The organism is Nonomuraea sp. CA-141351 (assembly GCF_050944675.1).
Classification (GTDB): Bacteria; Actinomycetota; Actinomycetes; order Streptosporangiales; family Streptosporangiaceae; genus Nonomuraea.
This window is the reverse complement of the sequence record NZ_CP191982.1, coordinates 7,123,818-7,135,943: the sequence shown is the minus strand read 5'-3', so window position 1 is coordinate 7,135,943 and position 12,126 is coordinate 7,123,818. Positions and strand designations below refer to the sequence as shown.

Genomic DNA, 12,126 nt, shown 5'->3' with positions numbered 1-12,126 from the left:
GGCCCGCACGCCGGTCAGCGCGGGCCGAGGGCCTTGGCGACGAGCGCGCCGATGTGGTGGAACGCGCAGGCCGCCCGATTCCCTCCCGTAGGAGACGAAGGCGACGGGCTTGGCCTGCCACTCCTCGTAGAACCAGTCGATGGCGGTCTTGAGCGGAGCGGGAAAGCTCCGGTTGTACTCCGGTGTGACCACCACGAACGCGTCGGCGGCGGCCAGCCTCGGAGCCAGCGCCCGTACCGGCTCAGGGACGGGCTCGTCCTGGTCGGTGAGGACGTCGGGCAGACGGGCGGTGGCCAGGTCGACGAGATCGATGTCCAGCTCCCGGCGCTTGCGGGCCTGGGCGATGAACCAGGATGCCGCGGTGGGGCCGAACCGCCTGCGGCGGGTGCTGCCGATGATGGTCACCAGCCGCAGCGGTGTGCTGTCCGGCATCTCGGGCCTCCCTCGGGTTCGTGTCGTGCTCAACCCTGCGCGAAGGCGCCTTCGGTTTGTTTACGCCTTCTCGCCCGCCAGTGGACTGGGATGCCGGGGTGGGCGTAAGCGAACCGTAAAGACCACCTCGCATCATGGGCGGCGTCTTGAAGCGCCCGTAGCCGAGGAGGTCGTCCCATGTCCAGCGCCCACGTAGATGAGTTCGTCCGGACCAAGCTGCCGCCACAGCACCAGGACATCGTCCGTATCCTGCGAGAGCTCATGGCCGAGGGCGCGTCCGACGCATCCGAGGTGATCAGCCGCGGATCCCCGGCGTGGAAGGGTCGCGCCATCCTTGCGATCATCAGTCACAGCAAGACGCACATCACGTTCGCGTTCGCTCGAGGCGCGGAGTTCGACGACGACCACGGCCTGCTGGAAGGCGTGGGGAAGACCACCAGGCACGTCAAGCTCAAGAGCCCGGACGCCCTCGACCATGACGCATTGCGTGACTACATCCGGCAGGCTGTCGCGCTCGATCAGGAGTAGCTCTTCGCTCAGGTGGAGGCTGTCCGGAGGATCGGCCGCTGCAGCGGAGAAGGTGCCGGCCGGAACCTTCGGGCCGTACGTCGCCAACAGCCTGTTCGGCGGCGGCAGTACGGCCTCTACATCGCCGGCCCGATCATCGGCACGGTGCCCGGGCGAGGTGCCGTGTGATGCTCACGGCCTGGATCCGCAGACGGGACGTCGGACCTGTCGGTAGCTTTTCTGGTTATGTCCGACGGCGACTTCACCCCCCTCCGTGTCACCTACCTGGCGCACGGGATTGACGCCTTCCCCATCCGGGAGTGGGCGAAGGCGAACGGCTGCCCGGTCAGTGACCGTGGCCGGGTTGCCAGGGAAATCATCGAGGCCTTCTTCGTCGCCCATCCCGAGGCCTACGAGCAGGCGGAGAAGGTCGAGCTGGTCCACGCCACCGCGAGGACCCCCGGCGCGTCGCCGGAGGATTACGAGTGGGAGAAGAGCAGCGGACTCGGCGAGATCTACACGGTCGTTTTCGTCCGCGATCTCGACGAGCACGAGGTGCTCCGCCGGCTCGGCGCCACGGACGAGGACATCCGGCCGATCAGAGATGAGGACTACTCCGAGCCGGGAGGACCTCAGATCATCACCGTGAGGCGAATCGGGGACTGGACCGTCGCGATCGAGGACCGCGGCTGGCGCGGCGCGCACCGCGAGACTCTGTGCGCCCTGTCCCGCGACGGCGGAGAGGCCGTGGCAGTGGAGCGGCATGACTACGCCGCCCAGCATCACCTCACCTATGCCGTCGACAGCCAGACGTTCGCTGAATAGCGACCCTTCATCACGGGGGATGGCGATCGCCGATGCTGCCTGTGTCGCATCACGACGGCGGTTCGTCACCGGACCCCGTTTCGATGGCGCCGGCCCTCCACGCCGGCGCGACCGCTGGTCGTACTACCTGGCCGTCGCTCGTCTGCCGGCGGGCGGGGCGCCCCACTCGCAGCCAGGCAGAGGCCGGGGCCATTGCGCTCCGGCGAGCCCGGAAGGGGAGCTACGGGTAATCCTACGCACCCGATTAGCCATATACCCACGAGGGGTATGTGAGTTACCGTCGTCTCGACGCCGGCACGAGGGTGCCGGCGACGGGGAAGCGGGGATGACGATGACGACACAGACCGCCTCGGCGCTCGGTCCGGTGCTGCGCCACTGGCCGATTCTGGTCGGGCTCGGTGCCGCCGCGCTCGTGGCCCTGGACATGGCCGCCGGCGTCGAACTGGCGAAGGTGCTGGCCGCCTCGGCGGTGGTGTACCTGGGGGCGGCCGCGTTCGGGAAACCCGCCGCGACCTGGCCCGTATTCTTCCTGACCTGCGCCGTCATCGTCGCCGCGAACGTCATCGACGACGACTTCGAGGCAACCTGGGCGGTGCTGGGCTTGGGCGTCCTGCTGGGCGGCTACGGCCTCCTGCGCGGCTACGGCCCCCTGCGGGGGGAACGGCCTGAGGCCGCCGGGCTGCCGTTACAGACGGTCGCCCTGCTCGGTTTCGGTGCCGCGGCCACGGTCGCGCTGTTCATCGCCCCGGCGGCCGGCAGCTACCTGGTGGCGCTGGGCCTGCTCGGCCACGCCGCATGGGACGTCTACCACTACAGGGCGAAGAAAGTTGTGAGCAGTTCACTCGCCGAGTTCTGTCTTGTACTCGACACCGCGCTCGCCGTGGCGATCATCGTCCTGACGGCGACGACCTGACGCTCACCCGACTGGTCTGTTCGCGGCTCTCAGGCGCCGCAGGCGGCACGTACGTCCGCCACCAGGCGCGCGGCCTCGTCGAGGGTGCGCCCGATCTCCTCCGGGGTGCGCCCGACCGCGGCGAGCAGCGCCTGGGCGCGTTCGGCGAAGCCGGCGGGCGCGGACGGAAGCCTGGCGGCCGAGGCGACCATGCCCTTCTCGTTGATCAGCCAGGCGCCGTCGGCGGCGTGCAGGGCGTGGCAGGCGACGCCGATCGCGCGGAACAGCGCCCCGGCCGCGTACACCGGGTCCTGGCCGGTGGCGCCGTAGCGGGCGACGTTCAGGGCGAAGCCGGCCTCCCACAACCTCTGGACGAGGGCCTCCCGCAGCGGCTGCGGGTACTCCTTCGCCAGCTCGTCCCGCAGGGCGGCCAGCTCGCCGGTGGGGTCGGTGAGGATCTTGCACAGGGCGACCTCGCCGGCGTAGGCATGGGAGTAGAAGCCGAGCGGGTGGCCGACCTGGAAGCCGATCTCGTAGCGGCCCTCCCGGCAGTCGCGCCAGATCCGGCGGACACGGTCGAGGTCACGGTAGATCCAGTCCACCCGCCATTCCCGAACAGTGAGCCAACCGCCGCCGTCCACCCACGGGCCCCAGCCGCCCGGCTCGGTCACCTCGGTCGGCTCGCCCGTCACCTCGCCCGCCAGCGCCCGCAACTCGGCCACGGCCAGCGGGCCTCGGTAGTAGAGGCCGAGGTCGATGTCGGAGTCCGGACGGTGCGTGCCGCGCGCCCGGCTGCCGCCCAGGACGACGGCCACCACGCCGGGCACCTCAGCCAGGCGGGCGGCTATGGCGTGAATATCCGGATCCTCCATGCGGCGAGCCTAGAGCGTTCCCGTCCGGTGGCCCACCGGTTTAACCGCGCCCGCCTGCCGTGGCGCCCCCTCGCCGCCGCCTCTCCGCCGAGCGCGCGCCCGGGACGGCGGGCATCACCACGCGAGCGGGCTCACGACCCGAGCGGGCGCACCACGCGAGCGAACCGGAAATGGGCGGGAAGCGGGCGGGGCGCGGGAGCGGGCCGGAACCCGAAGCGAGCCGGAAGCGGGCCGGGCGCGGGAGGAGGCCGGCCGCGCCGCTGAGGCTCGCAGGCAGGCAACCCGAGCCGATCGCCCGTGAGCTGGGATTTCGCCCCAAGATCGGATGCCTTGCCGAGGTCTAGGATGTGGCCCGTGAAATACATGCTGATGATCTACACCAACCCCGCGTCCCAGGAGACGATCGCGGGCAGCGCCGACGAGGTGATGGCGGAGGTCGACGCGCTGATGAAGGAGCTGAGCGAGAGCGGTGAGCTGGCCGGCGGCCAGGCGCTGGACGGCCCCGCCGCCGCCAGGACGGTGAAGGTGCGCGACGGCGTGCCCGCGGTCACCGACGGCCCCTTCATCGAGGCCAAGGAGTACCTGGCCGGATATCTGATCGTCGATTGCGCGACCCCCGAGCGGGCCGTCGAGATCGCCGCGCGCTGGCCGGACGCCCGGCTGTGCGCGATGGAGGTACGGCCGATCGTCGACGAGGTCGAGGGTTGAGCGGGGTCCGGGGCCGGCGAGGATGAGCGGCGTGCGACGCGAGCCGGGCGGCGACGGCGCGCGCCCGGAGGCGCGGGCGTTCGAGGAGCTGCTGCGGGAGCTGGCGCCGCAGGTGCTGGGCGCGATCGTACGGCGTTATGAGCAGTTCGACCTGGCCGAGGACGCCGTGCAGGAGGCGCTGCTCGACGCGGCCGTGCAGTGGCCCGAGCAGGGGCTGCCGGACAACCCGCGGGCCTGGCTGATCACGGTCGCCTCGCGCCGGATCATCGACCAGGTGCGCAGCGAGCACGCGCGGCGGCGCAGGGAGGAGAGCGTCGCGGTCAGTGCACCGGCCGACGAGTTCACGGCCCCAGCACCCGGCGACGAGCGGCCCGGCGGGCAGGACGACACGCTGACGCTGCTCTTCCTCTGCTGCCACCCGTCGTTGTCGCAGGCCTCGCAGCTCGCGCTCACGCTGCGGGCCGTGGGCGGGCTGACGACGGCGCAGATCGCCGGCGCGTTCCTGGTGCCGGAGGCGACGATGGCGCAGCGCATCAGCCGGGCCAAGCAGCGCATCAAGTCCACCGGCGTGCCCTTCCGGCTGCCGCCGGAAGGCGAGCGGGAGGAACGCCTGCGCGTCGTGCTGCACGTGCTCTATCTGATCTTCAACGAGGGCTACACCGCCACCTCGGGCCCGGAGCTGCACAGAGCCGAGCTGACAGGCGAGGCGATCAGGCTCACCAGGGCCGTACGCCGGCTGCTGCCCGGCGACGGCGAGGTCGCCGGGCTGCTGGCGCTCATGCTGCTCACCGAGGCGCGCAGGCCCGCGCGCACCGGCGCGGACGGCGAGCTGATACCGCTCGCCGAGCAGGACAGGAACCTGTGGGACCACAGGCTCATCGAGGAGGGCGTGAAGCTGGTCAGCACCGCCCTGTCCACCACCGCCGTCGGCCCCTACCAGCTCCAGGCGGCCATCGCGGCCGTGCACGACGAGGCGTCCACCGCCGAGGAGACCGACTGGCCGCAGGTCCTCGCGCTGTACGGCGTGCTGTCCCGCATCGAGGACAACCCGGTGGTCGAGCTCAACCACGCGGTCGCCGTCGCCATGGTCCGCGGCCCGCGGGCCGGGCTCGACCTGCTCGAACGCCTGGCCGCCGACGAGCGCATGTCGGGTCACCACCGCCTGGCCGCGGTACGCGCGCACCTGCTGGAGATGGAGGGCGACGTGCCGGGCGCGGTGGCCGGATATCGTGAGGCGGCCCGGCGTACCACCAGCCTTCCCGAACAGCGATATCTCGAGAGCCGAGCAGCCCGCTTGTCTTGACAATGATTTTTGTCGGTGACATCGTTTCACCATGCACGAAGTCGCGGTGATCGAAGATGCGGCGGCGGCCGAGGCATCGCTCGACCCCATGCGGTCGAAGCTGCTGGCCGCACTGGTCGAGCCGGGCTCAGCCACGTCGCTGGCGGCCAAGGTCGGGCTGGCCAGGCAGAAGGTCAACTACCACCTGCGGACGCTGGAGCGGCACGGGCTGGTCGAGCTGGTCGAGGAGCGCAGGAAGGGCAACGTCACCGAGCGGGTGATGCAGGCCACCGCCGCGTCCTTCGTCATCTCGCCGACCGCGCTGGCCGCCGTCCAGCCCGACCCCGGCAGATCCCCCGACCGGCTGTCGGCGCGCTGGCTGCTGGCGCTGGCCGCGCAGCTCGTACGCGATGTCGGCACGCTGATCACCGGGGCCGCCAAGGCGCAGAAGCGGGTGGCGACGTTCGCCATCGACGGCGAGGTGCGCTTCGCGTCGGCGGCCGACCGGGCGGCCTTCGCGGAGGAGCTGGCGCAGTGCGTGACAGAGCTGGTCAGTAAATATCACGATGAATCCGCCCAGGGCGGGCGCGATCACCGGCTGATCGTCGCCGTGCATCCCGCCGTGAAGAAGGAGCGCTGAGCGTTGGGGCACTCGTTCGAACTCCCCCATGACGCCGTGGTCGAGGCGACGCCCGAGGAGGTATGGGAGGCCATCTCGACGGGCCCGGGCATCGACTCGTGGTTCATGGGCCGCAACGACGTGGCGAACGGCGTCGTGCGCACCGCTTTCGGCGGCGGGGAGATGCCCCCGTCCGCGGTGACCGCCGCCGAGCCGCTCCAGCGCTTCGCCCACAGCAGCGACAAGGCCGACGACGGGCGGTTCGTCGCCTACGAGTTCCTCGTCGAGGGCCGGGACCGGGGCACCACGCTCGTGCGCATGGTGACCAGCGGGTTCCTGCCGGGGGACGACTGGCAGGACGAGTTCGAGGCCATGTCGCTCGGGCTGGAGATGTTCTTCGCGACGCTGGCCGAATACCTCTCCCACTTCGCCGGACGGGCGGCGAGGCCGGTCACGGCGTTCGGACCGATGGTCCACGACTGGCCCAGCGCCTGGGAGACCCTGTACGCGGCGCTGGGCGGGCCGCCGTCCCCAGGTGACCGGGTGCGTCTCGGCCCGGCAGAGGGGGTCGTGTACTTCCGCAACTCCCAGACGCTCGGCATCCGCGCCGAGAACGCCGTCTACCGCTTCCTCCAGGGATTCAACGGGCCCATGATCGCCGCCCACGTGCTGTTCGACGGGGAGGACGAAGGGCCGCTGTGGCAGGCCTGGCTGGAGGACCTGTACGCCGGCAAGGGTGCCTGACCTCTGGGCCGAGGCACGCCACCCGGGCGGAAGGCGCGTTGGGTGCCGGTGAGGATTGGGCAGGGGGACGGTGTGAGGATCGTCGCGTTGTCGGACACGCATGCGCCCAGGCGGTGGCGTTCGTGTCCGCCCCGGGTCGCCGAGCACCTACGGGGCGCGGACGTCATCCTGCACGCGGGCGACGTCTGCGTCGCGTCCGTGCTCGACGAGCTGGCCGCGTACGCGCCCGTTCACGTCGTGAAGGGGAACAACGACGGGCCGGACGTGGTGGCGCCGGAGACCCTGGAGCTGACCCTGGAGGGTCTGCGGATCGCCATGATCCACGACAGCGGCCCGGCAAAGGGGCGCCTGGCCCGCATGCGGCGCCGTTTCCCGCAGGCCGGCCTGGTCGTCTTCGGCCACTCGCACATCCCGCTCGACGAGTCGGCCGACGACGGCCTGCGCATCTTCAACCCAGGCTCACCCACCGACCGCCGCCGTCAGCCGCACGGCACGCTGGGCCTGCTCACCGTCGAAGACGGCGTCCTGACCCGCGCCGAGATCGTGCCCGTCACTTGACGAGGTCGTCACGGATGTTCGCGAGCTGACCGCCGCGCCGCCAGCTCCGCCAGGTCGCCGACGAACCAGATGTGGTCGCCCCGGTTCGACTCGAGCACCCAGTCGCGCAGCGCGGAGCTGGCCGCGGTGAAGCGGGAGATGTCACCCACGATGGCCAGGCCGATGCGGTAGTTGACGAACTTCTGCGCGATCTCGCCCGCAACGCCGGTGCGCAGCGTGAAGAAGTCGTCGTGGAGCCGCTCGGCCGGGACGGCCACCCAGCTCGCGCCCCTGCCGAAGGCCTCGCCGAGGAGGTCGAGCGCGTCGCGGGCCTCGCGCAGTGGCTCGCCATGCGCCTCGCAGACGAACACACGGTCGTCAAGCATCCAGGAACTCCATGATCTCTCAGAGTCTTCAGTCACGTACCAACGCGTCCACGATCCGCAGGACCTGGGCGCTCTCCTCCAGCCCGCCCAGCACGATGACCTTCAGGTGGGCACGCTGCTCGTCGTAGACGAACTCCACGCGCAGTCCGTGCGGACGGCCGGCCAGGGATGCCATGACCATCGTGCTGACCCGGTCCATCTCGCCCCTGGTGATGCCGTCGATCTGGACGATGCTGGACACTTCGGCGTGGCGCCGCGCGGCGGGGGCGTCGATCGGCAGCCCGGCGAAGGCCGCGAGGTCCTCCTTGGCGATCCGGTACTGCTTGCCGACGCGCACGGCGGCCAGCCGCCCGTCCCGTACGTAGTTGCGGACGGTCTTGACGTGCAGCCCCAGCAGGGACGCCGCCTGATCGACGGTGTATTGCTCCATATCGCTCCCTATAATCGCACACATTAGGGAGTGATAGGGAGTCAGGCGTGAGGGCCGACCGTGACCGGGCCGATGGTCAGGCGCGGGCGGCCCTCCATCACCTCGCCCATACGCTCCACCTGCTCGTCGAGCTCGCGCAGCTGGGCGGCGGTGAGGTCGCGGAGCGGCTCCACCGTGACGTCGATCTTGTTTCCGGAGCGCCGCTGGTGCCAGACCCCGCCCACGTCCCCGTCCACGAGCAGCACGGGGAAGTTCCCCGCCTGTCCGCCGGTCAGCGCCCGCGACGCCGCCGCGCCCGGGTAGAGGAACTCGCGCGGCCGCCCCGCCACCACGTAGGCGTCGAAGTACGGCAGCAGCCGCACGCCCCGCGGCGGATCGTCCGGCACCGCGGTGTCGCCCGCGAGCACCCAGGCCCGCTCGCCCTCGAACAGCACCTCCTCCAGCTCCACGCCGTCGAACGCCTCGCCCGCCCACCGCACGGGCCCTCCGGCCCACCGCGCGAACTGCTCGGGCGTGGCAGGCCCGTACGCCGTCAGATAAGCCCTGACCAGCCCGGCGAGCCCGTCGGCCACGGGAGGCGCGGGAGGCGCGGGAGGCGCGGTGGTGTAGGTGACCTTGCGCCCTCTGGCCGGCCCGAACACGAACGCGCCCCGGTGCGCGGCCAGGGCCATCGCCTGCCGCCACCGCGGCCACATGGTCTGGAACGCGGGCATGACCAGGTCGCCCGCCCACGGCCCGGTGGCGGTGACCACTGCCTCGCTCAGCTCGTCGATGGTCATCTCGGTCCCGGCGAGCACCTCGCGGATGGCCGCCACCACCTGATCGGTCTGCTCGGCGGTCATCCTCATGTACGCCGGCGCCGCGTTGTGCGCGGGCGGCAGCGAAGACATCGCGCTCACCCACATGGGCAGGTCGCGGGCGGGCAGCAGGTGCACGGTGCCGCGCGGGCCATGCGTCTTGACGAGGCTGCGCTCCTCCCACAGGGCCGCGCGGACGTGGGCCCGGTTGACACCGGCCAGCCGCAGTCCGATCGACGCCTCGGCGGCCGACATGACCTGGGCATGCGCCCCGCACATGGCCGCCACGACCGCGTCGGGGCTCGTCCGCTCCATGCCCGCGGCCAGCCCGGCACGCTGCAGCCGCCTGGCGCTGACCTGCGGCCACGACAATTCGATCACTACGTCCTCCTCTGCTCACGGCTCACGGTAGAGGGGAATGCGGAAAGATTCGTTCCGCATTAACAACCCGCTGGAGACGTTCCTCGAGGTGAACGCCGAAGGCGAGCTGCTGTGCACCATCAACACCAAGAGCTGGGCGTGGCCGATCCGCGCACACTGCTCCACGTGGCCAGGGCCGGCCGACCGAAGTCCGCCGCCGCGCCGTCGTCCAGGACGCGGACCTGACCCGCGCCTTCTCAGAGGAAGAACTCGGTCAGGACGGGAGCCAGCACCTTCGGTTCGACGTCGTGGAAACCGCCGGGCAGGCTGCGGTGCCGGGCCCCCGGCACCGCCCGCGCGATCTCCTCGGTCGAGGTGCGCAGAGTCTCCGGGCTGTTCTCGCTGCCGACGAGGAGCGTGGGCACGGCTACGGAGGCGTACCGGCCGGGCCGGGCCGAGCTCGTGAGCGTGGTGTCGTACACGAGGGTGGGCGCGATGGCCTCGAGCATGGCGCGGAACGGCGAGTCGCGCATCCCGGAGACCATCTCCGGCGGCAGGCCGATCCCGAGCTGGAACGCCTCGACTGCCTCGCCCCGCTTGCCGGCCCGTACCAGCTCGTCGAGCCGCTCGGCCATGGAGGCGTCGTCCCCGGCCGGGGGCGGCTCGAACAGCGCCAGCCTGGCGATCCCGATCCCGCGCAGGCTCGCCTCCAGGGCGAGCACCGCGCCCGAGGAGTGCCCGAACACGTACGCGCCGCCGCCCGCGTGCTCGATGAGCGCGGCGAGATCGTCGATCTCGCGCTCGACCGCGAACGTGTCGCTGTCGCCGCTCTCGCCCCGGCCGCGCCTGTCGTAGGTGTAGACGGTGAAGTCGCCGGCCAGCTCCGCCGCGAGCGCGGTGCATGGTCCCGCGCCCCGGTAGCACATGGCGCCGTCCACCAGGACGACCGCCGGGCCCTCGCCCGCGCGGTCGAAGGCGATGCGGGTGCCGTCGCGGGATGTCACGGTGTTCATCGTTTTCCCTTTCGTACGGTGATGACGCCCAACCGACGAACGGAACCGCTCCAGACAGACACCTAGTTTCGGTAAAGGCCGGCGGCTCGTACCGCCGCCAGGTACGCGTGGATGGCGTCGCGGTTGCGGGAAAGGCAGTCGATGCGTTGCTGGATGCGGCTCGCCTCCGCCTCCAGGAGGCCGGCCAGCTCCGGCGTGAGGCACTGCGGGTGCAGGTGGATCTCGTCGGGCCTGTTCAGGAACGGGAGGATCCGGCGGATGATCTCCGTGGTGAGGCCGGAGTCGAGCAGGCCGCGGATCTGCTGGACCCGGTACACGGCCGACTCGGGATACTGGCGGTAGCCGTTGCCGGCGCGGTCCGGGTGCAGGAGGTCCTGCTCCTCGTAGTAGCGGAGCATGCGGGTGGGCACGCCCGTGAGCCGCGACAGTTCCCCGATCTTCATGGCGTGCCCCCCGGCTTGCCCTCACATTGATGTGAAGGTTTCAGCATATTCGGCATGTCTGGTGCGACGATCACCGACGCGGTCCGCGTCGGGCGGATGCCGTGGTCGGGGCTGCTGGCGCTGTTCTCGGCGGCGTTCGCGGCGGTGATGACGGAACTGCTTCCCGCGGGGTTGCTGCCGCGGATGGCGCAGGCCCTGGAGGTGACCGAGGGGCGGGCCGGGTTCCTGGTGACAGCGTACGCGGTGGCGTCGACCCTGTCGGCCATCCCGGTGACGGCGCTGTTGCGCGGGCTTCCGCGGCGGCCCGTGCTGGTTTCGGCGTTGACGGGGTTCGCCCTGTTCAACGCGGTGACCGGGGTCTCGCCGTCTTATGCGGTGACGTTCGGGGCGCGGGTGCTGGCCGGGGTCATGGGCGGGATCCTGTGGGCGATGCTGGTCGGCTACGCGGCGCGGATGGTGCCGGTCGAGCGGCGGGGGCGGGCGATCGCGATCGTCTCGGCGGGGATCACGGTGGCGCTGTGCGCGGGGATTCCGGCCGGCGCGGCGCTGGCGTCGGCCTTCGGGTGGCGTGCCGCCTTCCTGGGCCTGGCCGTTGTGGCGGTCGCGCTGGTGGGGTGGGTGCTGTGGAAGGTGCCGGGTTTCCCCGGTGAGGCGGCCGCCACACGGGTGCCGTTGCGGCGGGTGGCGGTGCTTCCCGGTGTCCGCACGATCCTGGGGGTGACGGTGCTGGTGCTGGTGGGGCACCAGGCGATGTACACGTACCTGGCGCCGTTCGTGGCCTTCGCCGGCTTCGGGGGGACGAGTCTCGTGCTGCTCGTGTTCGGGGCCGGGACGGTGGCGGGAATCTGGATCACCGGGGCCGTGATCGACCGGCACTCGAGGGTGACGCTCGTGGCCGCACTGGGTGTGGTGGCGGGGGCCATGGCGGCGCTGGCCCTGTTCGGAGGGCTGGGCTGGGCGTTGCTCGGGGCGGTCGCGTTGTGGGGGGCGGCGTTCGGGGGCGTGCCCACGCTGCTGCAGACGGCTCTGGTGAACGCTTCGGGTGCGGGGAACGCGGATGTGGCCACGTCCATGCAGACCACGGTGTACAACGCCGGCATCGCGGCCGGGTCGCTGGCCGGCGGGCTGGTGCTGGAGGGCGCGGGGGCGGGTGCGCTGCCGTGGACCTCGCTTCCGCTGGTGGCGGCGGCCCTGGCGATCGTGGTCGCGGCGCGCCGCCACGCGTTCCCCGCCCCGGATTAGTTCGTACTGTGAACCATTGCCGGGTAAACTCTGTGCC

At 71.4% G+C, this 12,126-nt stretch carries 15 protein-coding genes and 1 pseudogene; 9 read left to right on the top strand and 7 right to left on the bottom strand.

The window, feature by feature from the left end; genetic code table 11:
• Positions 1-63: 63 nt before the first annotated feature.
• Positions 64-432, bottom strand: a pseudogene (locus tag ACQPWU_RS33765) (NADPH-dependent FMN reductase); the annotation flags it as partial.
• A gap of 177 nt (positions 433-609) precedes the next feature.
• Here ACQPWU_RS33765 and ACQPWU_RS33760 point away from each other — a divergent pair.
• The 3 genes from ACQPWU_RS33760 (at position 610) to ACQPWU_RS33750 (ending at position 2,677) form a co-directional block, all read left to right on the top strand.
• Positions 610-960: a DUF1801 domain-containing protein gene (locus ACQPWU_RS33760; protein WP_433428996.1), complete on the top strand. Its 351-nt coding sequence runs from the start codon at positions 610-612 to the stop codon at positions 958-960.
• A gap of 225 nt (positions 961-1,185) precedes the next feature.
• A complete protein-coding gene (locus ACQPWU_RS33755; RefSeq protein WP_433428994.1) occupies positions 1,186-1,764 on the top strand; it encodes an Lsr2 family DNA-binding protein in 579 nt (192 codons plus the stop codon).
• A gap of 325 nt (positions 1,765-2,089) precedes the next feature.
• Positions 2,090-2,677 carry a hypothetical protein gene (locus ACQPWU_RS33750; protein ID WP_433428991.1) on the top strand — a complete coding sequence of 196 codons (588 nt, stop codon included), beginning with the start codon at positions 2,090-2,092 and terminating at the stop codon, positions 2,675-2,677.
• Positions 2,678-2,706: 29 nt separating this feature from the next.
• Here the strand turns inward: ACQPWU_RS33750 and ACQPWU_RS33745 are convergent, their stop codons facing one another.
• Complete coding sequence (locus tag ACQPWU_RS33745; protein WP_433428989.1) at positions 2,707-3,528, bottom strand: nucleotidyltransferase domain-containing protein; 822 nt, start codon at positions 3,526-3,528, stop codon at positions 2,707-2,709.
• Positions 3,529-3,891: 363 nt separating this feature from the next.
• On the opposite strand from ACQPWU_RS33745, the gene ACQPWU_RS33740 reads away from it, so the two are divergent.
• The 5 genes from ACQPWU_RS33740 to ACQPWU_RS33720 all read left to right on the top strand — a co-directional run bounded on the left by ACQPWU_RS33740 (position 3,892) and on the right by ACQPWU_RS33720 (position 7,439).
• Positions 3,892-4,236 carry a YciI family protein gene (locus ACQPWU_RS33740; protein WP_433445350.1) on the top strand — a complete coding sequence of 115 codons (345 nt, stop codon included), beginning with the start codon at positions 3,892-3,894 and terminating at the stop codon, positions 4,234-4,236.
• Between the two features lie 22 nt (positions 4,237-4,258).
• The gene (locus ACQPWU_RS33735) at positions 4,259-5,539 is read left to right on the top strand and encodes an RNA polymerase sigma factor (protein ID WP_433428986.1); all 1,281 of its coding nucleotides are present in this window, start codon (positions 4,259-4,261) and stop codon (positions 5,537-5,539) included.
• A gap of 31 nt (positions 5,540-5,570) precedes the next feature.
• Positions 5,571-6,158 carry an ArsR/SmtB family transcription factor gene (locus ACQPWU_RS33730; RefSeq protein ID WP_433428983.1) on the top strand — a complete coding sequence of 196 codons (588 nt, stop codon included), beginning with the start codon at positions 5,571-5,573 and terminating at the stop codon, positions 6,156-6,158.
• Positions 6,159-6,161: 3 nt separating this feature from the next.
• Entirely contained in the window at positions 6,162-6,881 is a 720-nt protein-coding gene (locus ACQPWU_RS33725; protein ID WP_433428980.1) for an SRPBCC family protein, read from the top strand.
• Positions 6,882-6,953: 72 nt separating this feature from the next.
• Positions 6,954-7,439: a metallophosphoesterase family protein gene (locus tag ACQPWU_RS33720; protein ID WP_433428977.1), complete on the top strand. Its 486-nt coding sequence runs from the start codon at positions 6,954-6,956 to the stop codon at positions 7,437-7,439.
• A gap of 8 nt (positions 7,440-7,447) precedes the next feature.
• Here the strand turns inward: ACQPWU_RS33720 and ACQPWU_RS33715 are convergent, their stop codons facing one another.
• From ACQPWU_RS33715 to ACQPWU_RS33695, 5 genes are all read right to left on the bottom strand, one after another.
• Positions 7,448-7,804 (bottom strand): DUF4180 domain-containing protein, encoded by a 357-nt coding sequence (locus ACQPWU_RS33715; RefSeq protein WP_433428974.1) that lies wholly within the window; start codon positions 7,802-7,804, stop codon positions 7,448-7,450.
• 28 nt (positions 7,805-7,832) lie between these two features.
• Entirely contained in the window at positions 7,833-8,234 is a 402-nt protein-coding gene (locus ACQPWU_RS33710) for a helix-turn-helix domain-containing protein (RefSeq protein ID WP_433428972.1), read from the bottom strand.
• Positions 8,235-8,275: 41 nt separating this feature from the next.
• A complete protein-coding gene (locus ACQPWU_RS33705) occupies positions 8,276-9,412 on the bottom strand; it encodes a winged helix DNA-binding domain-containing protein (protein WP_433428969.1) in 1,137 nt (378 codons plus the stop codon).
• A 236-nt stretch (positions 9,413-9,648) separates the two neighbouring features.
• Complete coding sequence (locus ACQPWU_RS33700; protein WP_433428967.1) at positions 9,649-10,404, bottom strand: alpha/beta fold hydrolase; 756 nt, start codon at positions 10,402-10,404, stop codon at positions 9,649-9,651.
• Between the two features lie 62 nt (positions 10,405-10,466).
• Entirely contained in the window at positions 10,467-10,847 is a 381-nt protein-coding gene (locus tag ACQPWU_RS33695) for a MerR family transcriptional regulator (RefSeq protein ID WP_433428964.1), read from the bottom strand.
• Between the two features lie 54 nt (positions 10,848-10,901).
• On the opposite strand from ACQPWU_RS33695, the gene ACQPWU_RS33690 reads away from it, so the two are divergent.
• Positions 10,902-12,089 (top strand): MFS transporter, encoded by a 1,188-nt coding sequence (locus ACQPWU_RS33690; protein WP_433428962.1) that lies wholly within the window; start codon positions 10,902-10,904, stop codon positions 12,087-12,089.
• Positions 12,090-12,126 lie beyond the last annotated feature (37 nt).